Source organism: Photobacterium alginatilyticum, assembly GCF_009910675.1.
Classification (GTDB): domain Bacteria; phylum Pseudomonadota; class Gammaproteobacteria; order Enterobacterales; family Vibrionaceae; genus Photobacterium; species Photobacterium alginatilyticum.
Genome location: NZ_RSEJ01000006.1, coordinates 155,950 through 178,357, shown reverse-complemented (window position 1 = coordinate 178,357; position 22,408 = coordinate 155,950). Strand labels below are relative to the sequence as shown.

Genomic DNA, 22,408 nt, shown 5'->3' with positions numbered 1-22,408 from the left:
TTTTTAAATCTTTATTTAATCAAATACTTACACGTTTATTTTCCGCCGGATCATAAGATCATAATATCAATAAGATCACATTAAACAAAAAGATCAGTATTTAACTGATTCAATAAAAAGAGCTTTATTTCTTGATCTTTTTCTATTAATCTTTCCGGAAAGATGATGCTTCTACGGCTAATGACAAATGAAAGCCCCTGGTAACAACGATAATAAAACCGTCGAAAAGATTTTGATCCTAGCGCCACGATCCCACAAAGATGGCCATCTGTTCGCAATACCTTCAGCCCTTGTAGACTGGTTACCTCAGTACCAGCACTTCAAAGGTGTGACGAAAAGTATTATTGAACTGCTTAACTTAATTTCTCTTCGCGGCCTGTCGAGCCAGGACGGTATGGTTTCAACTACTGAGCTGGTAGAAGCGACTGAAGGACAGCTAACTCGAGCAGCCATTCAACAGCGCCTGCGGGCAGCGGTCAATATTGGTTTATTCAGCCAGCAACCCGTACGTTTTGAAGAAGGCCTGGCCGGAAAAACCATGCTGCACCACTTTTTGAATCCGGCTTTGCTGATATCTCAGCTTGGTACAGGTAGCCTGAACTCAGAGCAGAGCAAGGCTCAGGAGAAACAGAAACGCTCCAAGGCGTTGGCGCAAAATCATGTAAACCGACGGCTGTTAAACGAATATGGCTTGGGAACCCCCCCAACCATGCCTGATGAAGCTGATCAAATTGTAGTTTCGCCAACCAGCTGGGCCGGGATCATTGATCAGGCACTGGCACCGCCAAGAACCAAAAAGAGTTATCAGAAATCGATGGTTGCGATCAGCGGCACCAAGGCGATCATCGAGACACGATCCTCAAAATCGATCATGACGGTTGATGATCTGATGACCTTGTTTGCCCTGTTTACGTTGACAGTGCAGTATCACGATCATCATTTGCCTGACTATGAGATCCAGTCCCGCCATATGGGCAACAAGACCCCGATTTATATTACGGATATTCTGGCTCTTCGTGGCAAGAAAGACAGCGGACCGGCCCGTGATTCGATCCGAGAGAGTATTGATAGGATTGAATTTACCGATTTCCAGTTGCATGAACTTACCGGTCGCTGGCTTAGCGAGAACATGCCTGAAGGCTTCAAGAGTGATCGTTTCCGCTTTCTGGCCAGAACGATCACGGCTTCGGAAGAAGCACCGCAGGAAGGTGATGACGGCGAGATCCGAATCAAGCCCAATCTGTATATCCTGGTCTGGGAACCTTCGTTTTTCGATGAGTTGCTTACCCGTGATTACTTTTTCCTCTTTCCGCCGGAGATCCTGCGTCAGCATACGTTGGTTTTCCAGCTCTATACTTTTTTCCGGAGCCGTATGTCCCGTCGGGTCAACGACTCGATGCTGCTTAGCGAGCTCAATCAGAAACTGGCTCGTAATATTGAATGGCGCCGTTTCTCGTCGGATCTGATCCGCGAGCTACGCAAACTGGCCGAAGGTAAGATCACCGATGATATCTTTGCCGTCAATCTGTGGGGTTATCACCTGACGATCACCCCGGAGGATCAGGACAAGCGCTACTGCGATTATCAGATTGACATTAAGTGCGATGCCGATGAGGTGATCCGTTATTCACGGGCCAAAACCACCAATGAAGGCAAGCGCTCGATGGCGCCGACGATGCCAAACCCGCTGCGCAATGAAATTATGCCCAAGCAGGAGCTTGATCAGCTTTCCGAGATCATCGACGGTGAGTTCGAGCCGATCCAGCGCAAAGAGGGACGGACCAAGGGCCGTTTGGGCCGCAGAGTGAAGCTGAGGAAGCACTTGGTTGAGATCAATGCGGATGAGTTGACCATTACCCTATCCAAATATACTTCCCCAGAGGCTCTACAACGCAGTATAACGGCTTTATCTGCTATGACGGGACACTCTGCAGCCTCAATCACTGAGGAGTGCCACAGCTTGCTAGAGAAGCTCGATTGGCTTCGGGTGGGTCAGGAAGCCATTACCTACGAGACCCTCAGTAAGACCATTGAGCTGTACAACAGTCAGCAGGAAGAAAATCATCTTTCTATCGAAAAGCTGATTTCCGGTCTTGCCGTACGACGTAAGGTTTGTAAGCTTGTGCAGGAAGGTCATATCAATGAGCAGGTCATCAAGGCGCTGGATGATATGGCAAGAGGGGTTTAATTTCCTTCGATAGAGCCTTTATAACATTTACACTGTAAATTTATTGACCGACTCGCGTGGTAACTGTACAGGCGCGAAGTGCCTATTATGGCAGACGCTAATTCGCTCTGTTAGAGGGCAACCGCCTACTTCAGGTGCTGATTTGAGAGCCGGAAAGGCAATTTGCTTTTCCGGCTTTTTTGATCCTGCCAATTATACGTTATATGTAATAAGACAGTGTTAACAAAGCAGATTTTTGACCGTTGCGAATATCATACTGTGAGGGTAGCTTTAACCTTGTAACAATTTATTTAGTTATTAAAAAAGGGCTCATCATGTCATTGACGAGAAGGATCTGCAGTGGGTTGGGGCTCATTTGCCTGACGTTACTTTGTATGCCCGTTCAAGCTTCTGCCCCCAGCGAGAGGGAGAAGGTCGGACTGGTACTCAGCGGGGGCGGGGCGAAAGGGGCGGCCCATATCGGGGTACTGGCTGTGCTCGAAGAAAACCGCATCCCGGTCGACGTGATCACCGGTACCAGTATGGGTGCCTATGTCGGCGGTATGTACGCGATGGGTTTGTCTGCCGAAGAGATAAAAAACCGCACCCTTGCCGCCGACTGGCTTCGTGGTTACGAAGACCGTGCCAGCCGCAACGATTTGATCCTCAGAAGAAAAAAGCAGAGTGATGATTACCAGATTTATGCCGATATCGGCTTAAGTCTTGACGGTGAGTTCCAGGCCAGGCCCGGCGCGTTTCAGGGGCAGGGGATGGCAGTACTGCTGCGTACCCTGACTGATAATCTGCCGGAATTGGCCAGCTTCGATGATCTGGCCATACCCTACCGGGCAGTTGCGACCGATATTGCAAAAGTCAAACCGGTGATGATCGATAGTGGTCACCTGGCCGCAGCGATGCAGGCGTCAATGACTGTGCCGGGTGCCCTGAAGCCGGTTATCTGGCAGAACCACCTGCTGGTTGATGGCGGCGTGGTTAACAACATGCCGGTAGATGCGGCCCAGCAGCTTGGTGCCGATGCGATCATTGCCGTTGATTTGCGCGATGCCCTGTTTGAGGAAGGACAGCTCGACAGTGCACTGAATATCATTGCCCAGCTGACGACTTTCATGACCAACAGCAGTGCGGATCAGCAAAAGTCGCTGATGAAGCCGGATGACGTATACCTTGAGCCCGAGGTTTCCTTTATGCTCGCCCCGGATTTTGACAAGATGGAGCAGGCTTATATCGCAGGAAGAAAAGTTGCCCTAGAGGCTTTGCCCAAGCTGCGTCGCTATCAGCTCTCGCCGGAGGATTACCGGGCCTACGAGAAACGTAAGTATGATCGCCGCAGTCAGGTCAGCGCCAGTACGGCTTATTATATCGACAGGATCGAGATTGAGAATCATACCTTACGCTCGGATCAGGCGTTAATTGCCCTGTTGGACTTAGACGTCGGTCGGGTGATCTCCAACGATGAACTCGAGTTGGCTGTGAACAGACTCAATGCTCAGGACATCTTTGCCCGGATCACCTATCAGATTAAACAACAGGATGATGAAAACGTCCTGGTCGTCAATGTGAGCGAGAAATCATGGGGACCGGGCTACTTGAATTTCAAGTTTTCCTTCGAAGATGACTTTGCCAACCGGTCGGATTTCGCCTTTGGTGCCCAGTACATCTACACCGATTTAACCGATAAGGGCGGCGAGTGGCAGTTTGACTGGTTGCTCGGGAGCTGGAAGAAGATTAGTACCGAATTATATTTCCCTCTTGATTATCAGAAAAAACATTTCACGTCATTCGGACTTGGCTGGAATCGTGAGAACCGTGAGTTTAATCTGTCGGAGGAGCAGCGACGTCTGATTGGGCGCGAGGATCTGACCGTGATTGATGCCGAGTATCTGCAAGTTACAGGCTTTGCAGAAATTGGCTGGAATATACGCCCATGGAGCGCGATTGCATTGGGCTATAACGGGATCAGCGGTGAGGCTAAAGAGATAAATGGCGACAATGACAAGCAGGACTATACCGCCCACGGCCCCTACCTGTCGTTTGTCTATGACGACCTGAATAACTTCTACTTCCCGACCGAGGGTTTCTTGCTCGAAGCGGACGTAGGCCTCGGATTTAGCCGCAGTACGCTCAATAACGAGCCGTCTATTGACGGGGAAAATATCTACTATGATGCCTTGATGGTTAAGCCCTTTAACTACCAGCGTCATACCCTGGTGGCAACCTTCAAGGCCGGCGGCTCGGAGTCCGATGAGCTTATTCCGATTTACGTTCAGGATCTCGGCGGGTTGTTTAACCTGTCTGGTTTCCATCGCTATGAGCTTAACGGTCGCTATCGCCTGTTTGGTGCGTTCAACTACCGCTATCGCCTGCTGGATAATGATTTCGGCGCATTTTCTGCACCGGTGTATATTGGCGGCTCAATCGAGCGCGGGGGGGTGTGGGATGACAGCAGTGATATTAGCTGGGAGAGCAGTATCGGGGCGGCGAGTGTCTATCTTGCTGTCGACTCGCTGGTGGGACCGCTGTACCTGGGTTACGGCCAGGCCGAAGCGGGTGAGAACTCCATCTACCTATCGGTGGGAAGCTCGTTTAATTAATTAAATTAAATGGATATTTTGACAATTTACTGACATTAAACCAGGTTAACCGGGCAAAATAGACCTTGATATAACCTTTGTCCCTTTCGAAGATAGAGATGAAGTTTCCCGGCATGGATGTCGGGACTTTTTCATCAACCCACCCTTTCGAAAAGCAATATATGAGTTTTTGCGAGCCTACACCGGCTCGCTTTTTTTTTTGCTTTTCTGTTGCCCCTGTGGCGAGATGTCGATTGTTTGTGAACCCGCCTGCAAATTCACAAATCAGTCTGCTGAATACTTTCCTCAAATCTGCTTATTGCGACGTTATCATCGTTCAGTCTCCTGTTGAAAAACATGATGAAGTTCAAGGTTCAACATATTGAATATTAGTAATGTTTCATAATGAAACGACACGATGGAAAGCAGTGTTTCAGGTTGAAACAAATGGGGCTAAGTAACATCTCCTCTGTGGCTGACATACCATCAGATTCAACATTACCCCGCCAGAATAATAAGGATAGAACGATGAAAAAGATGATTAACCAAGTCGATAACGTGGTTAAGGAGCAACTGCAAGGTGTTGCCAAAGCTCATCCTGAACTCGAGGTGAGCCTGGATCCTATGTATATCGTCCGCGGCGAGCGCAAGTCAGCCAAGGTTGCCCTGGTATCTGGCGGGGGAAGCGGCCACGAGCCGATGCACGGTGGTTTTGTCGGCAAAGGAATGTTGGATGGTGCCTGTCCGGGAGAAATGTTTACCTCGCCGACACCGGATCAGATGTATGAGTGCGGTCAGAAAGTCGATGCCGGCGAAGGAGTATTGTTTCTGGTCAAAAACTATACCGGCGATGTACTGAATTTTGAAACTGCGGTCGAGTTGCTTCATGCCGAGGGGACCAAGGTACAGGCTACCCTGATTGATGACGATGTAGCAGTGAAAGACAGCTTGTATACCGCCGGACGCCGCGGTGTGGCGACAACAGTACTGGCCGAGAAGATCCTCGGGGCGGCTGCCGAGGAAGGCTACGATCTGGATAGAATCAGCGTGCTGGCGAAGAAGATTGCCAACCGTGGTCGTTCTCTGGGTGTTGCGCTGTCGGCCTGTACTGTACCGGCTGCAGGGAAACCCAGTTTCGAGCTGGATGAAAAGGAAATCGAATTTGGGGTCGGGATCCACGGCGAGCCGGGCATCGAGCGACGGGCATTTACCGACGGCGATACCATCACCGGCGATATGATGAGTGAGATCCTGGATAACCAGCCCTATGAGCGTACCGTGCGTCGCTGGAACAATGACAGTGGCGAATGGCAGGACGAGTCCTGGGTAACTGAATCGCTGGAGGCCGGTGACCGGGTGATTGTGTTAGTCAACAATCTGGGAGCGACCCCCCAGTCCGAGCTGTATATGGTGTACCGCAAGGTGGCGGAAATCCTCGAGCCGCTGAATATTACTATCGAACGCAGTCTGATCGGTAGCTATTGTACCTCGCTGGATATGCAGGGCCTATCGATTACGTTGCTGAAAGTCGATGACGAGATGCTTTCGCTGTACGACATGCCGGTCAATACACCAGCGATGCGCTGGGGCTGCTAAGCGTGGAGATGAACATGATGACAATAAGCAAACAACAGGTTGTCCGGTGGCTCGATCTGGCCGCTGAGATCTTCAAGGAACAGCAAGATTTTTTGACTGATCTCGACCGGGAAATCGGCGATGCGGATCATGGCCTTAATATGAACCGTGGCTTCCAGAAAGTGCAGGAGAAGCTACCCGGTGTCGCCGACAAGGATATCGGTACCATTATGAAAACAACGGGCATGACACTGCTGTCGAGCATCGGCGGTGCCAGCGGTCCGCTATATGGCACCTTTTTTATCCGTAGTGCCACCAGCGTTATGGCCAAGGAGGAGCTGAACCTGGCTGAGCTGACCCAGATGCTCCAGAACGGGGTCGACGGGATTGTCCAGCGCGGCAAGGCCGAAATCGGTGACAAGACCATGGTCGATACCTGGCACGGTATTCTTGAGAGCCTGAACCAGGAGCAGGAGACCAGCTTCATTGATGCTCTCGACAGGGCGGTGGCCGAAGCGGAAAAGGCGATGAAGGGCACGATCCCGCTGCAGGCGAAAAAAGGGCGGGCAAGTTACTTGGGCGAGCGTTCGATCGGACACCAGGATCCGGGAGCGACGTCCACCTATTTGCTCTTCTCGGCACTGCGCAGTGCCGCTGCGCAATAAGTCGCGTTTTTTTTGCGGTTCGAGGTGGCATCAGGCCACCTCAGTTAAGGTTAGATTATGGTCAGTATTGTAATTGTTTCCCACAGCCCGGACTTGGCCAAAGGCGTCCATGCTCTGGCTTCCCAGATGAGTCAGGGCAAGGTCAAGATCGCCGTCGCGGCAGGGGTGGACGACCCAGATAACCCAATCGGCACTGATGCGATTGCGGTGATGATGGCTATCGAAGAGGTTTATACACCACAAGGTGTATTGGTATTGGTGGATATGGGCAGTGCGATCCTAAGCACCGACACCGCCCTGGAGCTTATTGATAGCGAGCAAGCGGCCAATGTCCATGTCTGTGCGGCGCCGTTGATAGAAGGCTGTATGTCTGCCTGTGTGGCTGCCGCTGCCGGGATGTCTCTGGAAGAGGTGAGCGGTGAAGCGCACAATGCGTTGGTGGCGAAATACACCCTGCTGGAGCAGAACGCCCATCTTCCCGGTAAGGCCGGTTTGCAGAACGACGAGCTGCCAGCTTTGTCTACAGCCGAAGAAGAGATGGCTTTCGAGTGGCAGGTTAAAAACCCCCATGGTATCCATGCCAGACCGGCTTCAGCCATTGTCGGTGCCGTTAGCTCCTATGATGCTCAGATTTGGCTTGAATGCCACGGTAAGCGTGTCAGTGCCAGGAGTATCAACAGTATTGCGCTGTTGGGCGTAGAGCAAGGTGACAGCCTGACATGCGTTGCCAGCGGCAATGAGGCTCAACAGGCGCTGCAGGCTTTTTCGTCACTGGCGCAAAACCATTTTAACGAGTCGATTGAAAAAACGGATCACCAGACAGCGGTGTTGCCGGTGCAAACACGCAAAGCGCAAGTAAGCCGACACCAGGACGGCCGCCTCAATGCGATCGGAGCCTCCGAGGGGATCGCGATAGCGCCTGTCTGGCACTACAAGGCAACCATGCCCAAAGCCCGTGAGCGTGATTATCTCGGTTACGGGCGTGAGTGGGCGCTGTTTTCTGAAGCCAGTGGTGCAGCCCTGCAGACCTTGGCAGAGCTTGCCGAGCAGACGGCACAGAAAGGCTCACAGTCGGAGAGTGATATTTTTACCGCTCATAGCCAGATTTTGACCGATCCCGAGCTGGTGGACACGATCCGGCAGCGGCTCAAAGAAGCGGTTAATGTGGAAATTGCCTGGTCACAGCTTATCGAGAAAACCGCGCAGGCCTATAAAGATTCCTCCAGTGACTATATGCAGGCGCGAGCCAATGATGTCTATGACGTAGGGTGCCGGGTGATGGGGCTACTGACCGGCGAGGGTGAGCAGCCGATAGAGCTTACCGAGCCGGTGATTTTGGTGGCGACTGATTTGTCCCCGTCAGATACCGCCCGGCTGGATCCGGCAATGGTGAAAGGTATCATTCTCGAGCAGGGGGGCAGTACCTCGCACTCGGCTATCCTGGCGCGTTCACTCGGTATTCCGGCTGTTGTTGGGCTATCCGGGATAACAACGCAAAGTCAGGAAGGGCAGACCGCTGTTGTCCGTGGCAGTAGTGGCGAGGTGTGGCTGACCCCGACGGCACAACGGCTCGAAAAAGCGCGCCGAGAACAGGATGAATTCGATAGCCAGGGCGAACAGGCCCGGATGAAGGCGATGGAAAAGGCATGTACGCTGGATGGCAGGGCGGTAGAGATCAATGCCAACCTGAGCAGTCTGGAAGATGCCGGGCAGGCGTTGGCCCTCGGTGCCGAAGGCGTCGGACTGGTGCGCAGCGAGTTCCTGTTTATGGACAGCGAGCAGCCGCCTTCAGAGCAGAGTCAGTTTGAGACCTACTGCCAGATAGCACAGGCGTTGGGCGATAAGCCCGTTATTATTCGCACCCTGGATATTGGGGGCGACAAGCCACTGACTTACCTGCAGCAGGGGGAAGAGGAAAACCCGTTCCTCGGATGCCGCGGTTTGCGCTTGTGTCTGCAGAATGTCGATGTGTTCAGGTTGCAGCTCAATGCTTTGTTGCGGGCCCGGGCCAAGTGTTCCAACCTGCAGGTCATGTTCCCCATGGTGGCAACGATGGAGGAGCTGAACCAAGCCAAGTATCTGCTCAATAGCTGTTACGAGGCCTTACAGCATAGCGGGATCCCGGCTGTGATGCCGAAAATCGGTATTATGATCGAGGTACCGGCGGCGGTGGCCAATGCCAGGCAGCTGGCTGAGGAAGTGAGCTTTTTCAGTATCGGCACCAATGATCTTACCCAGTATGTGATGGCGGCGGACAGGGGCAACGACAGGGTCTCCTATCTGGTTTCAGCCGCTCAGCCAGCGGTATTGCGCATGATTGAGCAGACGGCTCAGGCCGCCCACGAGGCGGGGATCTCTGTCGGGATCTGTGGCGAGATGGCTGGCGATCCCAAGCTGACTGAGGTGTTGCTCGGCATGGGGGTAAATGAGCTGAGTATGAGCCCGATCCGGATTGCGGCGGTCAAGCAGGCAGTCAGGGCGACAGAGAGCAAATCGGCCAGGATGCAGGCACAAGAGGTGCTCGGTGCCTCTACCTTGAAACAAGTCATGGCATTGCTGTAACGATTGTTACTTGTAATCATTCATCTCGAGGCCGTAGTGCTTTAGCTTGCGCCATAGCGTGGTTCTGCTGATCTGAAGGTCGTCGCACATCTTGCTGATCGTCCCACGGCAGAGGATGGCAGAGCGGATAATCGTATTTCGCTCTGCATCTGCCAGATTATTGGAAGATTGCGGCTGCGCATTGTCGGTGGCTTGTACCGTTGCTAGCAGGATGCTGTCGGGCAGATCGCCGGCCTCAATGAGCGTGCCTTGGGCAAAGTTGGCGGCTCGTTCGATAACATTGCGAAGTTCACGGTGGTTACCGGGCCAGCGGTAGTTTTCCAGATACGACATGGCGTCCGGACCGGCATGTAAAGGGTGTTTTTTCTCGGCCGTGAGAAGCATGAGGTTTCTTTCCACCAGCGCCGCCACATCTTCCCGACGTTCTCTGAGTGGCGGGACCGGAATATCAAACGTCTGGAGTTCCAGGAGTAATTGGGCGCGGAAATGTTTTTCCGTGACAGCCTGGGCGAGATCGATGGTCGACGAGGCAATAATACGGACGTCGACCGACACAATATTGCCGTTCATCCGGTTGAGCAGACCGGTCTTTAGCAAGTGAAGCAGGGCGGCCTGTACCTCGGCAGACAGGCATTCCACCTGATCGAGAAACAGGGTACCGCCGTGGGCCAGTTCGAATTTCGATGCCGCGGCACTGTCTCCTTCCTGTATGGCGCCCAAAAACTCCGTGGCCATCAGCTCCTTGGGGATAGCCTGACAGTTGATGGCGATAAATGGCTGATCCTGCCTGTCGCTGGCGTTGTGAATGGCCTGGGCAAGATGGCTTTTCCCCAGCCCGTCCTCGCCGTGAAGCAGAACGGGGCCGCGCCCTCTGGCCGCATGGCGAGCCTGGCGTATTGTCCGTTGCATGGCGTCAGATATTCCGACGATATCGTCGAATGTCAGCCTTGCGCGGTTGCCGGCGTGATGATGGATCAGATCTCGAATATGTTTGAGCGGGTAGAGCAGGGCAATGTAGCAGTGGGTTTCATTCTGATCATTTTTGACAATTTTGAGCGATACCACCAGGGGGATCAGCTTGCCCTTGCACTCGATGGTGGTTTCAACCATATCAACCCCTTTGCCGCGCCTGATGGCCTGCTGGATGCTCTGCGGCAGTGTCATCACGGTGCTGATATCCCTGCCTGACTCCCCGGCACCCAGTCCCAGCAACTCGCGTCCCTTGCGGTTCAGGTAATGGATTTTTCCGTTGGGGTACCAGGCCAGCACACCTTCTGCCACACCTTCCAGCAGGACATGTACCTCGGACAGGTGCTGGTTTGACTCCGTCAGCATATTGTCGGCGCGCATCTGGCTGGCAATGTCGCGGGCGGCAGAGTGGATCAGACCCAGAGCAGACACACTTGCTTTCTCGGCCGGCAACACCAGGGCAATACAGCCCTGCGCCGAGCCGTTACCGTCAAACACCGGGGCGGCATAGACGGCAAAGTCGTGCAGTGCCTGCTTGAAATGTTCATAGCCGATGGTCTGAGTAGCCTTGGCAAGGTGCCTGGCACTGGAGACCGCGTTGTTGCCGATAATACCTTCCCGCCAGTAACTGCCCTCCTGAATCCCGAGCTCATGGAGTTTATGCTGCATATCGTCAGTCGCACAGCTGTAGAGGGTACAGCCGGTTTCGTCGCAGATCAGCAAGGCGCAGCTGTCGTTTTCCAGGTATTCGTAAATATCTTCTATCGCCGGTACGGCAACATTCATCAAAGCTGCTTTGCTTTTCAGAATCGAATCGAAGGTGACCCCCTTGGCACGGTGAGGCCTTGGCCAGTGATCATGGCGTTGCTGGCGGCGGCATCGTGCCCAGACCTGCTGTAAATGCGGATCAATATCGGGAAGGCTGGCCTCGACAGACGGCTGTGAGACAAATGCGTGCCAAATGGCCTTGGTCAATGCTTGGCGAGGGTGCATAGAAAATATAGCGACTGATTCATTGTGTCTGCATTGTAGCGTTATGCTCGGCAAAAGAATGATGCCCGGATTGGAAAACGATGGATTCAAGGGCGGAAAAACGGGTGTTCGTCTGTTTCCTGTTTAGTGATATCAGTTAGTTATCACCGCACTATACTTAAAAAACAACCACCAATCAGGCTGGGGGTACGGTGGCGCAGGTACTCCTTTTTTCAGGCAGGGACCATGAAAATAACATTGATCATCGGCATGATATTGCTGGCCGGCCTGATGGCCGGGGTTTGGTATAAGGAACAGGGACGCAGCCAGGGGCCTTTGGCATCGCGAGGTGGCGGTACGCCGAGTGTTGTGGTGGCGGTGGTGAGCCGCCAGAGTGTCCGGCGCGAAGTCGAGGCGCTGGGGACGATAAAGTCCCGTGAGTCGGTGGTCCTGTCGGCAAAGGTTACCGAGAAAGTTGAGCAGGTTCACTTTCGTGACGGTCAACTGGTGAGTGCCGGTGATTTGCTGATCACCCTGAGATCGGGGGAGCAGAAGGCCAAGGTGCGTGCTGCCAAGGCCAACCTGAAAGAGCAGCAGCGCGAGTATAAACGGATTGAAGGGCTGGTCAGGAGCAATACGATTGCCAGCTCCGAGCTGGATAAGCTCTATACCGATATCGAGATCGCCCGCGCGGTGCTGGCGCAGAATCAGGCTGAGCTGGATGCCCGATTTATTCAGGCCCCGTTTGCCGGGGTGCTGGGATTTCGCCAGATCAGCCCCGGAGCGCTGTTAACACCCGGAACGGCGATCACGACACTCGATGATCTGGCCAAGGTGAAGCTTGATTTTACGGTTCCGGAGCAGTTTATCGGTCAACTGCGGCTGGGATCGGACATTGAGGGACAGGTTGCTGCGTTTCCCAAGCGCCAGTTTGCCGGTCGCGTAACGGGCATCGACAGCCGGGTTAACCCGCTGACGCGGGCGATTGTCGTGCGGGCCGAAATTAACAACCCTGATTTAATGCTCCGCCCCGGAATGCTCATGACCCTGAGTCTGATTGTCGAGAAGAGACTGGGGCTGGTGGTGCCGGAAGAGGCCTTGGTACCCCGTCAGCGTCATAACTATGTGTTTGTCGTCAACAGTGACAATGTCGTTGAACAGCGCCAGGTTGATATCGGCTTTCGCAGCCGGGGGGAAGCCGAGATTCTCGGGGGAGTGGCAGAGGGCGAGCAAATTATCACCCGGGGCATCCAGCGGGTGAGACCGGGCCAGGTTGTCGAAATCCGCACCAGCGAGCGGTTTAGCTACCAGGAGGCGGGCTGATGTTGCTGACGGATATATCGGTCAAACGGCCGGTGTTTGGCTCGGTGATCAGCCTGTTGCTGATCACTTTCGGCCTTGTGGCCTATGACAAGCTGCCGCTGCGCGAGTACCCCAATATCGACCCGCCTATCGTTACCGTGTCGACCAATTATCGCGGGGCGTCGGCAGCGATTGTCGAAACCAGTATTACCCAGCTGGTGGAAGACAGGATCTCCGGCCTGGAAGGGATCCGAAATATCAGCTCGCAAAGCCGCGACGGTCGCTCGACGGTCACCCTGGAGTTTGGAATTGGTCGCGATATCGATGCGGCGGCCAATGACGTCCGGGATAGGATTTCAGGGATCCTGAACAATCTGCCGGAAGAGGCCGAGCCGCCGGAAGTACAAAAAGCGGCGGGGAGCTCGGAAGTGATCATGTGGCTGAACCTTGTTTCCGACCGGATGGGAACCCTGGAGCTGACCGACTACGCCCGGCGCTACCTTGTCGATCGCTTTTCGGTGATCGACGGCGTGGCCAATATCCGGATTGGCGGCGGCAAGGAATATGCCTTGCGGATCTGGCTCGACCGGCAGAAGCTGGCGGCCAGAGGCTTGACCGTGGCAGATATCGAAGATGCCCTGAGAGCCGATAATGTCGAGCTGCCGGCCGGTTCCCTTGAATCGCAGAGCCGGCAGTTTTCTATCCGTACCCAGCGCAGTTTCGTGGCGCCGGAAGACTTTGCCAAGTTGGTGGTAGGGGCCGGGTCTGATGGTTACCTGATCCGTCTCGGTGACGTCGCGCGGGTCGATCTGGCCGCCGAAGAGGAGCGTATCACCTTTCGCGGTAACACCCAGGACATGATCGGACTGGGGATAAACCGGCAATCGACCGCGAATACCCTGCAGGTGGCCAAGGCTGTCAATGAACTGGTCGACAGGCTCAATCCTACCCTGCCCGAGGGGATGGAGATCAAGCGATCCTATGATTCGTCGGTATTTATCCAGGCCTCGATAGACGAAGTCTATAAAACCCTGTTTATTGCCCTGTTGCTGGTGGTATTGGTGATTTACCTCTTCCTCGGCAGCGTCCGTGCGATGCTGATCCCCGCGCTGACTTTGCCGGTGTCATTGATCGGTAGCTTTATCGTGCTGTATGCATTGGGTTTTACCATCAATCTTTTGACCTTGCTGGCACTGATTTTGGCTATCGGCATCGTCGTCGATGATGCGATTGTGATGCTGGAGAATATTCACCGTCGGATCGAGCTGGGAGAACCACCGCTTAAAGCCGCATTTCTGGGTGCCCGTCAGGTAAGTTTTGCGATTATTGCGACAACGGCTGTCTTGGTATCGGTGTTTTTGCCGGTGGGCTTTTTGGAAGGCGATCTGGGCAAGCTGTTTCGCGAGTTCTCGATAGCCATCAGTACCGCCGTAATTTTGTCGTCGCTGGTTGCCCTGACGCTAAGCCCGATGATGGGGTCCAAGATCATGCGAAAGGTCGAGCATGAGCCTTGGCTGGTGAGGAAGGTTGGCCGTATTTTGCTGTCGGTCACGGCCTTTTATCGCCAGGTGCTAGATAGCTGGCTCAAGCGTCCCTATCTGATTGCCGGAGTCATGGTGCTGGCCTTGGCGGGCAGTGGCTGGCTGGCGAGCCGGATCCCGTCGGAGTTTGCCCCGAGGGAAGATCGGGGAGCAATGTTTATCATCATCAACGGCCCGCAGGGGGCGAGCTATGAGTTCATGCAGCCGTACATGAATGAAATTGAACACCGGTTAATGCCTCTGGTGGCAGCCGGCGAAATCAAGCGCCTGCTGGTACGTGCCCCGAGAGGGTGGGGACGGATTGAGGATTTTTCCAACGGCTTTGCCATTGTTGTACTTGAAGACTGGGCCAAGCGGCGCACGGCCTCCGCTATTATCGGTGATATTCGCCGTCGTCTGTCTGATTTGGCCGGCGTTCGGGCCTTTCCGGTGATGCGACAGCCGTTCGGGCGAGGGGTCGGCAAACCGGTGCAGTTTGTATTGGGGGGCGGCAGCTATGAAGAGTTGGCTCAGTGGCGGGATATCTTGCTCGATGAAGTCGCCGTCAATCCGCGGCTGACCGGTGTGGATCACGATTACAAGGAAACCAAGCCCCAGTTGCGGATCCTGATAGATCGTGACCGGGCCGGTGATCTCGGGGTGTCGCTGCGAGAAATTGGCCAGACGCTGGAGTCGATGCTTGGCTCGCGGCTGGTGACAACCTACAAGTGGCGTGGCGAAGAATATGACGTAGTGATTGAGGGGCAGCGCGAAAGACAAAATACGGCGGCGGATCTCAGTAATTTGTATGTGCGCTCTGATCGCAGCGATGAGCTGATCCCGCTCTCCAGTCTGATCACCGTGACGGAATTTGCCAGTGCCCCCCAGCTTAACCGTTATAACCGGGTAAGAGCGATCACCATTGAGGCCAACCTGACAGAAGGCTATACCCTCGGAGAAGGGCTGGCATATCTCAATGAGCTTGTCCGGCAATACCTGCCAGCTGATGCGGTTGTAAACTACAAAGGTGCGTCGCAGGATTATCAGGATTCCAGTACCTCGGTACTGTTTGTGTTTGCTCTGGCGCTGGTGGTGGTTTTTCTGGTGCTGGCGGCACAGTTTGAAAGCTATATTCACCCGTTGGTGATCATGCTGACGGTGCCACTGGCTACATTCGGGGCTTTGCTGGGGTTATATTTCACCGATCAAAGCCTGAACATCTATTCCCAGATCGGAATCATTATGCTGGTCGGGCTGGCGGCGAAAAACGGCATCTTGATTGTTGAGTTTGCCAATCAGCTGCGCGATCAGGGGATGAAGTTTGAACAGGCTATTGTGGAGGCCTCTGCGGCTCGGCTAAGGCCGATTATGATGACTGCGATCACTACGGCTGCCGGCGCTGTTCCCTTGATCCTGGCCTCTGGAGCGGGAGCGGAAACGCGATTGGTGATTGGTATTGTGGTATTGACCGGGATACTGGTTGCGACCTTTTTTACCTTGTTGGTGATCCCCGTTGTCTATAGTTTGCTGGCGCGGCATACCAGCAGTCCAGAGTTTGTGGCACGTGAGCTGGAGCAACAACTGGCTGAAGATAATACTGTTGAGTTTAAAAAACTGGGTAAGCCCGATAATAGAATATCAATACAGTGATTAAATTCACTAAACCCCATCGGCTGTTGTTGAGCGCTGCTTTGCTGAGCTGTCTCTGGGTTCTTGTTTGGAACAATGTTTAAACTATGCATTTTACTATCCATCGCCTTCAGTTCTGGTTAGTACCAATCAAAGTGTGGATATAGTATCGATAGTGAATATGACAGCCAGATGTCGATATGATGAGATGTTTGTCATACTCAATTTTTATCTAAATAAAACAGTCAAGTAGATGTACAGTTGAGCTTATCGCTCCAGCCAGATGAAGCTTGGGAGCGTTAAGGTCAAATTAGCAATGTTGGCCGGTAAGATCTTCGTCCTGTATTACCTGGTGTGGTTGATAAAGTATCGTCACCATAAAACGGAATGGTTGTTTGTTTATTGAATTGTGTAAGCTCAGAACATCTTCACGTCATTCACCTGCTGTTAATGTTTAATCATTACTTATTACATCCCAATAATAGTCGTGAGTTGCTTTAATCTAAGACGCTAAGTGAGTGGTAGGATTGCTTGGAAAAATATTTTGATTCTAGCTTTTCGATAATGCTTTTTTCCATCAACTTAATATTTTCTATTATGCATCCGCGAGCATGTGTCTGGGTCACAAAACGTGATATTTGTTCCAAATATTAACGACAATTTATAAAAAAAGGATTAAAACAGTCATATAAAAGCGGAAAAGGAGCGAACTGTGGTGCGAGAGGTTCTGTGGCTGTGAATTATCAGTGCAAGCAGGAAAGTGCCTGTCCAATTGTGAGTCAATATGGTTTTAGTTTGAACTGAATATAGGGCTGGTTTTATTAGTATTCTTCAACAAGGTAGGCAATATGCGAGAAAGAATTTGAATGTAAATAAGGTAATACATTTTAGTTTGTTAATTTTAACGATTTAATCTGGATAGGTGATACCATATCGGTATAAAATCATTTCATAAGGTTTAATTATAACCTTCAATGAAATCGTAGTGTACTTAGAAAAATGTACATAATACGAAAGACTTCTTTATCATCGTATTTTATTGGTGAGAATGTACTCTGTTTTTACGGCATCATAATATGAGTGTTGATTAATATAACTATGTATTTCAATAAGATAATAGTGTCTATTTTAATTTAGTAGCGTCTTTGCTGAGCACTTAATGGCTACGCTCTCAGTAATAATATTGAAGTTCAAACAAGCTCAAGGAGAGCCAATTGTTATTATCCATATATACAACTTAGAGTTTCTTTTTGTATAAGTTGAGCCAGGAATGCAGTGATGGAAAAAAAGCCTCAAGAACCTTCTGAAATACAAGGTATTAGGAAGGTTAAAGCTGTTGAAAAAACAAATATTTCAGAAAGTATGACAAGAAGCACCACCAGCGAGATACTTAAATCGCGGCTGTCAACTGTTTATTTGAATATCAATAACAAGAAAGTTGAATTTAGATTGGTAGAAATAGCACCGGATGAGGTGATAACAAAAACGACTGTTACCGAGGAAAACCAGCGAGATCAACGCTTTGTTAATGCGCTGTCGGTGAGGGAGCTTACAGCAAAAATCCGAGAAAAAGGCCAGGTTTACCCTGCAATTGGCCAGGCGGGACCTCAGGGTAAGATAGAAATCATTGATGGCTCGCAGAGAAGGATGGCTTGCCACTTGGCCGGGAAGCCCTTTTCAGTGTATGTCTGCAAGGGAACCATTGATCACATAACGGCTTCTCAGCTCTCAAACGATACGAATTTGTTTAAGCCACTGTCGCTTATCGAGCGTGGAATGGAGTGGAAAACGTTATTACAAAATAAAAAATATAAGAATGCCTCGGCCTTGGCAAAGGAGAATGGAATAAATGTTGCGACAGTCAGTATTGGCTTGAAGGCAGCGGCGTTACCTTCATGGTTAATTAATATTATTCCGAGCCCTTCGGATTTAGGCAAAGACTTAATTTCTAAATTAGACAAGTCGATACGGCCATTAACTCAATCTCAACTGAGGGCGAAGAAGGAAGATTGCGAAAATGCAATTCGATTTCTTGAGAATGAAATTGCAGAATCGTCCAGCGCGCAATCAGCAAATTCGTTAGTGGTAAATGCTTTAATAGAGGTGTTCTCCGTGGGAAATGATAATAACACCACGGGACAAAAGTATAGAAAATTAGAAAATGGCTCTTTAGTAAAAGCCAGTGTTAAGGCCGGCCGTATTCAAATTGATATTAAAAATGCCTCGAAGGGTTGCATCGACGACTTGACCGATGTGCTGAACCGGCATGGAATGAATTTGTTTAGTTAGATTTATGGGGTAAATTTTTTTACCCCATAACATATAAAAATTATACATCTTCAAGTGTGAGCACCGAGGCCATATTAATGTACTCCCGTTTTGTTAATCCATAGTCAGAAGCCGGACACGTGTTGACATCGCATTCAGGGCGATATTGTGGATCATTTCGTCGACGGTGGTACAGCAATCGGCCAGTACTGAGACGGTGTACTTCTCTGCCTGTCTGGAAATGGCTGTGTGGGTGACACAGTTCTGAGTCATCATTCCGCATAGCAATAGCTCTGTAATACCTTGCTCTTTTAAGACATGTTCCAGGCAGGTCTGCTCGAAGCTATCGGCAAAGGATTTGGTGACAATGGTGGCTGCTGGGGCGGCTGCCGTTATTTCCGGGTGGATTGCTGCGCCTTCGGTGCCTTCGTTAAAAAATGGCGCAATACCGATCTCGCTGTTGGCAATGTGCTGGACAAGAATAACAGCTATATCCTGTTGCCTGGCACGCCCGATAGCTTTTTTGATATTTGTCAGTATTAACTCTGTGTTCCATAGCGGATATTTACCTTCCGGGAAATAATCGTTCTGTGGATCAATAATAATAAGGGCCTTGCCGGCGTGCTGAGTCATGGTGTGCTCCCGTGAATGCTCGTTGTGAATCACAGCTGTGCTGTGCAGTAACCGAGCACAGTATGACAATACCGGTTTGAGATGATGAGTGGCATATTTGACTTATTAAGGGGTAAAACTGACAGATTGTGTTTTATGATTGTTATAAGAATAGAGTGGTGATTGCATAACGAGTTTGTGTCTTTACAAAAAAGCGCGCTTCACAATAGGTATATGGCGGGAAGTGCAGGGATGATTGGGCTGATAATTCTTCCGTAATCTGTCAGCCCGTTTTAGTTTACGGAACTTAAAGGGTTAGTCTTCCTTGAGGGTGAATCCTACTTTAATGGTGACTTGCCAGTGGTCGACCTGGCCGTTTTCTATGTTGCCCCGGACATCGCAGACTTCAAACCAGCGCATGTTGCTGAGGCTATTGTTGGCTTTGGTCAGAGCCGAGTTGACGGCCTCTTCGACGCTGTTCGGAGACGAGCCTACCAGCTCGATCAGTTTGTATATATGGTCGGACATCACTTACCCCTTGTGAACGTGTTGCAGCGCGATGCTGAAACTGTGGTAAGTAAAAATTAGCTGATGATCTTCATAAATTCCGCCTCGGTGGCGTAATCATGCTTTTCGGCCCGGTCGAGAAAGACGATCCCGTTGAGATGATCCAGTTCGTGCTGGAAGATCCGGGCAATAAAACCTTCCATATGACTTTTTACCTCGTGACCGTCGATAGTGGTATATCGCACCTCGATTTTCTTGTGGCGGCTGACTTTGGCTCGCATGCCGGGAATGCTCAGGCACCCTTCCCAGTCTTTTTCCGTCTCTTTGCTTGACCAGATAAGTTCGGGGTTGATCATCAGGGTAGGTGCCATGTGCGGGGCGTTGGGGTATCGAGGATTAGGACTCGATGCAACGATAAATGCCCGGACAGACTCGCTGACTTGCGGCGCCGCAATGCCGACGCCATTGTGCTCAAGCATCTTCTTCTCCAGCGCGGCAAAGAACGGTGCATATTTCTTAAGCTGGCCGGGGGTCAGCGGTGTCGCCAACTGGCGCAGGATGGGATTGCCAAGCTGGGCTATTTCGAGTGGGTAGGTGACAGACATAATAGGATTCCTGATGCAAGAGCCTTGCTATAAGCGTACGTGTAATTGCGAGCGATAGGAACGGTTTCTTTGCTGTCATATTGCAAGTAGTAAGCTTGTTTTTCTTCTTGCGTTAGGTTATTTAATGAGAAAGATTGAGCTTAAAACTGCTTGTGTATTCGTTGGTATGGGGGGATGAAAGTGCGTATTGAAATTGTGGTAGCAGCATTGCTGTTCTCTTTGGCTGTGCAGGCAGAAGAGCGAGAATTGGGCGAGATTTTTGTTGATAAGGCAGCCTCTGAGCAAAAGCTTGAGTTTATTGGTGGGGGTGACAGACCTGTCAGCAATATGATGGTCGATAAGAGCAGTGTGTATCAGGACAGAAACCAAGTTGATCCGACTGAGTTTGGGGCCGGTTTGAAATTTAATGCCACCGAGGATTTTAGTATTTCGGTAGAGGCGGGCGGCGAGGTGATCGATCAGCAGGCCGTTGAGGTTGACAGCGGCTCTGTGGTGTTTGAGCTGAGCTACTAGCGGTTTGGCTGCAGGGAGAGCCTCCCCCCTCTATACAATGGTATTACGGCTAGGTAGTATGCCCTCCATGATTGGAGATTATTGAGTTTACTCAGAAAATGACGCCACAAGAAAAACAGCAAAGTGCTGAGTTATTAATACAGCGTTACGCACCCGTCGCCGACGGTATCGCGTTATTGTTTTCGGATTATGTCGAGGTCATTATCCATGATCTGGCAACCCAGAGCGTGGCTTATATCGCCAATAATATCTCCAAGCGTAAAATCGGCGACCCTTCTGCACTTGACGATGTTAATTTTGACCAGACAGAATCCGTGATAGGCCCTTACGAGAAACTCAACTGGGATGGCCAGAAGATTTGCTCAACCAGTGTGGTACTGCGTAATGATGCCAATACCCCTATCGGAATGCTGTGTATTAATATGAATACCACACCGATCGAGTCCGCCCGGGCGGTACTGGATCTGCTATTGCCGGCTAAAAACCTGATCCCGCAGCCAGAGAAACTGTTTAATGATGACTGGCAAGAAAAAATCAACAGCTTTATCCATGACTGGCTGGCCAGCCACCATCTGACGCTCTCCGTGATATCGAGAAAAGATAAACGTCAGCTGGTCGAAGCTTTGTACGAGCAAGGGGCGTTTAACGGGAAAAACTCGGCAGACTATATTGCCAATGTGCTCAGCATGGGCCGGGCCACCGTCTTTAACTATTTGCGGGAAATAAAGAACAAGAGTTAGTACCGATCAAGACAGGGGCAATGTCACATTACCCCTTCAGCCTGTCAGTCTTGCAGCTCAGTAAGGTATTCCGATACTTTTGCCAATCCGGTCTCTAGCACTTGCGGATTATTTGCATAGCCGATACGTACATAGCCTTCCATATCCAGTACGCTGCCGGGCGTGAACATGACTCCTTTTGCTTCAAGCAGCCCTACGCAGAAATCTCGTGATGACATGTCCAGATCATACTTCAGTAAGGCTGTGGTGCCTGATTTGGGCCTGATGTAAGAAACCAATGGCTCCTTGGCTACCCAGGCATCCAGCATATCCCGGTTGGTATTGCAGATATGGCGATTACGCTCAAGGATAGCGTCGCGACATTCCAGGGCGATAGAGGCAAAGTGATCATCAAGCATGCCGACGCTGATGGTATTGTAGTCACGGTGAATACAGACCGCCTTGATCACCTCAAGCGGCCCGGCTAGCCAGCCCAGTCGTAAACCGGCCAGAGAAAATGTTTTCGACATACTGCTGGTGCCGATCCCTTTTTCGTAAAGGTCTGCAACTGAAGCGGTAAAGCCGTTACCCTCTTCGTCTGTGCCGCGATAGACCTCGTCACAGAGCAGGTAGGCGCCGCAGGAGCGAGCAATGTCAACCACCTGCTCCAGGAAAGCTTCATCCATCAGTGCGCCCGTCGGGTTGTTCGGGTTATTGATCGCTATCAGTCGGGTGCCTTCTGTTGCCAGTTGTCGCAGCTCGTCCAGATCAGGTAGAAACTGGTTTTCTTCTTTTAGCTTAACAATGTGAACATCAGCCCCGTAGCTTTCCGGGATAGAGTAGTGCTGCTGATAGGTTGGTAAGACGGCAATTACCTTATCCCCAGGGGAAACCAGGGCTTCGTGCACCAGGGCATTGGCACCAATAGCGCCGTGGGTGATCAAGATGTTTTCGCGTTTTTGTTTCTGGTAGAGCGAAATAATGTTGTCACGTAATCGATCTGAGCCTTCGATGGCACCGTACGTCAGTTTCATCGGCAATAATTCATCTAAGATCGTGTCACGCTTGCCTGACATCTCCAGCAGCTGCTCGACAGTGAGCGATTCAACACAGGTTTCGGCCAGATTATAATGACAGGTGTTTTCATAGTCGTTCATCCAGATCTCGACACCAAACTCTTTGATTTTCATGGTCTATCCTTATCAATTTATTCAAATACAGCGTATTTATTC

16 protein-coding genes are annotated in these 22,408 nt (G+C 51.2%); 11 read left to right on the top strand and 5 right to left on the bottom strand.

Annotated features, from left to right (window positions below; all coding sequences use genetic code 11):
* Positions 1-187 precede the first annotated feature (187 nt).
* The 6 genes from EIZ48_RS08135 to ptsP all read left to right on the top strand — a co-directional run bounded on the left by EIZ48_RS08135 (position 188) and on the right by ptsP (position 9,560).
* Positions 188-2,188, top strand: a complete 2,001-nt coding sequence (locus EIZ48_RS08135; RefSeq protein WP_160649974.1) for a replication initiator protein RctB domain-containing protein — start codon at positions 188-190, stop codon at positions 2,186-2,188.
* Positions 2,189-2,502: 314 nt separating this feature from the next.
* Positions 2,503-4,779, top strand: coding sequence for a patatin-like phospholipase family protein (locus EIZ48_RS08130; protein WP_160649972.1), 2,277 nt, complete (start codon positions 2,503-2,505; stop codon positions 4,777-4,779).
* 98 nt (positions 4,780-4,877) lie between these two features.
* Complete coding sequence (locus tag EIZ48_RS08125) at positions 4,878-5,144, top strand: hypothetical protein (RefSeq protein ID WP_160649970.1); 267 nt, start codon at positions 4,878-4,880, stop codon at positions 5,142-5,144.
* Between the two features lie 142 nt (positions 5,145-5,286).
* Positions 5,287-6,354 (top strand): dihydroxyacetone kinase subunit DhaK, encoded by a 1,068-nt coding sequence (gene dhaK, locus EIZ48_RS08120; RefSeq protein WP_160649968.1) that lies wholly within the window; start codon positions 5,287-5,289, stop codon positions 6,352-6,354.
* 14 nt (positions 6,355-6,368) lie between these two features.
* Positions 6,369-6,998 (top strand): dihydroxyacetone kinase subunit DhaL, encoded by a 630-nt coding sequence (dhaL, locus tag EIZ48_RS08115; RefSeq protein ID WP_240152905.1) that lies wholly within the window; start codon positions 6,369-6,371, stop codon positions 6,996-6,998.
* A gap of 57 nt (positions 6,999-7,055) precedes the next feature.
* Positions 7,056-9,560 carry a phosphoenolpyruvate--protein phosphotransferase gene (gene ptsP / locus EIZ48_RS08110; protein ID WP_160649966.1) on the top strand — a complete coding sequence of 835 codons (2,505 nt, stop codon included), beginning with the start codon at positions 7,056-7,058 and terminating at the stop codon, positions 9,558-9,560.
* Positions 9,561-9,566: 6 nt separating this feature from the next.
* Here ptsP and dhaR read toward each other — a convergent pair whose 3' ends face one another.
* Positions 9,567-11,522, bottom strand: coding sequence for a dihydroxyacetone kinase operon transcriptional regulator DhaR (dhaR, locus tag EIZ48_RS08105; RefSeq protein WP_160649964.1), 1,956 nt, complete (start codon positions 11,520-11,522; stop codon positions 9,567-9,569).
* Between the two features lie 225 nt (positions 11,523-11,747).
* On the opposite strand from dhaR, the gene EIZ48_RS08100 reads away from it, so the two are divergent.
* From EIZ48_RS08100 to EIZ48_RS08090, 3 genes are all read left to right on the top strand, one after another.
* Positions 11,748-12,824, top strand: a complete 1,077-nt coding sequence (locus tag EIZ48_RS08100; protein WP_240152904.1) for an efflux RND transporter periplasmic adaptor subunit — start codon at positions 11,748-11,750, stop codon at positions 12,822-12,824.
* Positions 12,824-15,973 (top strand): efflux RND transporter permease subunit, encoded by a 3,150-nt coding sequence (locus EIZ48_RS08095; RefSeq protein ID WP_160649962.1) that lies wholly within the window; start codon positions 12,824-12,826, stop codon positions 15,971-15,973. The genes EIZ48_RS08100 and EIZ48_RS08095 overlap by 1 nt, the downstream gene beginning before the upstream one ends.
* Positions 15,974-17,230: 1,257 nt before the next feature.
* Positions 17,231-18,241 carry a ParB/RepB/Spo0J family partition protein gene (locus EIZ48_RS08090; protein ID WP_160649960.1) on the top strand — a complete coding sequence of 337 codons (1,011 nt, stop codon included), beginning with the start codon at positions 17,231-17,233 and terminating at the stop codon, positions 18,239-18,241.
* 93 nt (positions 18,242-18,334) lie between these two features.
* Here the strand turns inward: EIZ48_RS08090 and EIZ48_RS08085 are convergent, their stop codons facing one another.
* The 3 genes from EIZ48_RS08085 to def form a co-directional block, all read right to left on the bottom strand.
* On the bottom strand, positions 18,335-18,853 hold the full coding sequence (locus EIZ48_RS08085; RefSeq protein ID WP_160649958.1) for a cysteine hydrolase family protein: 519 nt from the start codon (positions 18,851-18,853) through the stop codon (positions 18,335-18,337).
* Positions 18,854-19,147: 294 nt separating this feature from the next.
* Positions 19,148-19,360 (bottom strand): dodecin, encoded by a 213-nt coding sequence (locus tag EIZ48_RS08080; RefSeq protein WP_160649956.1) that lies wholly within the window; start codon positions 19,358-19,360, stop codon positions 19,148-19,150.
* Between the two features lie 56 nt (positions 19,361-19,416).
* Entirely contained in the window at positions 19,417-19,944 is a 528-nt protein-coding gene (def, locus tag EIZ48_RS08075; RefSeq protein ID WP_160649954.1) for a peptide deformylase, read from the bottom strand.
* A gap of 180 nt (positions 19,945-20,124) precedes the next feature.
* On the opposite strand from def, the gene EIZ48_RS08070 reads away from it, so the two are divergent.
* Both EIZ48_RS08070 and EIZ48_RS08065 read left to right on the top strand, forming a co-directional pair.
* On the top strand, positions 20,125-20,457 hold the full coding sequence (locus tag EIZ48_RS08070) for a hypothetical protein (RefSeq protein WP_160649952.1): 333 nt from the start codon (positions 20,125-20,127) through the stop codon (positions 20,455-20,457).
* Positions 20,458-20,555: 98 nt separating this feature from the next.
* On the top strand, positions 20,556-21,197 hold the full coding sequence (locus EIZ48_RS08065) for a helix-turn-helix transcriptional regulator (protein ID WP_160649950.1): 642 nt from the start codon (positions 20,556-20,558) through the stop codon (positions 21,195-21,197).
* A gap of 44 nt (positions 21,198-21,241) precedes the next feature.
* Here EIZ48_RS08065 and EIZ48_RS08060 read toward each other — a convergent pair whose 3' ends face one another.
* Positions 21,242-22,366: an aminotransferase gene (locus EIZ48_RS08060; RefSeq protein WP_160649948.1), complete on the bottom strand. Its 1,125-nt coding sequence runs from the start codon at positions 22,364-22,366 to the stop codon at positions 21,242-21,244.
* Positions 22,367-22,408 lie beyond the last annotated feature (42 nt).

What these genes read in the sequence shown, in the direction of transcription:
- EIZ48_RS08135 (WP_160649974.1), top strand. Translation starts at nt 188, where the DNA reads ATGAAAGCCCCTGGTAACAACGATAATAAAACCGTCGAAAAGATTTTG.
- EIZ48_RS08130 (WP_160649972.1), top strand. Translation starts at nt 2,503, where the DNA reads ATGTCATTGACGAGAAGGATCTGCAGTGGGTTGGGGCTCATTTGCCTG.
- EIZ48_RS08125 (WP_160649970.1), top strand. Translation starts at nt 4,878, where the DNA reads ATGAAGTTTCCCGGCATGGATGTCGGGACTTTTTCATCAACCCACCCT.
- dhaK (WP_160649968.1), top strand. Translation starts at nt 5,287, where the DNA reads ATGAAAAAGATGATTAACCAAGTCGATAACGTGGTTAAGGAGCAACTG.
- dhaL (WP_240152905.1), top strand. Translation starts at nt 6,369, where the DNA reads ATGATGACAATAAGCAAACAACAGGTTGTCCGGTGGCTCGATCTGGCC.
- ptsP (WP_160649966.1), top strand. Translation starts at nt 7,056, where the DNA reads ATGGTCAGTATTGTAATTGTTTCCCACAGCCCGGACTTGGCCAAAGGC.
- dhaR (WP_160649964.1), bottom strand. Translation starts at nt 11,522, where the DNA reads ATGCACCCTCGCCAAGCATTGACCAAGGCCATTTGGCACGCATTTGTC.
- EIZ48_RS08100 (WP_240152904.1), top strand. Translation starts at nt 11,748, where the DNA reads ATGAAAATAACATTGATCATCGGCATGATATTGCTGGCCGGCCTGATG.
- EIZ48_RS08095 (WP_160649962.1), top strand. Translation starts at nt 12,824, where the DNA reads ATGTTGCTGACGGATATATCGGTCAAACGGCCGGTGTTTGGCTCGGTG.
- EIZ48_RS08090 (WP_160649960.1), top strand. Translation starts at nt 17,231, where the DNA reads ATGGAAAAAAAGCCTCAAGAACCTTCTGAAATACAAGGTATTAGGAAG.
- EIZ48_RS08085 (WP_160649958.1), bottom strand. Translation starts at nt 18,853, where the DNA reads ATGACTCAGCACGCCGGCAAGGCCCTTATTATTATTGATCCACAGAAC.
- EIZ48_RS08080 (WP_160649956.1), bottom strand. Translation starts at nt 19,360, where the DNA reads ATGTCCGACCATATATACAAACTGATCGAGCTGGTAGGCTCGTCTCCG.
- def (WP_160649954.1), bottom strand. Translation starts at nt 19,944, where the DNA reads ATGTCTGTCACCTACCCACTCGAAATAGCCCAGCTTGGCAATCCCATC.
- EIZ48_RS08065 (WP_160649950.1), top strand. Translation starts at nt 20,556, where the DNA reads ATGACGCCACAAGAAAAACAGCAAAGTGCTGAGTTATTAATACAGCGT.
- EIZ48_RS08060 (WP_160649948.1), bottom strand. Translation starts at nt 22,366, where the DNA reads ATGAAAATCAAAGAGTTTGGTGTCGAGATCTGGATGAACGACTATGAA.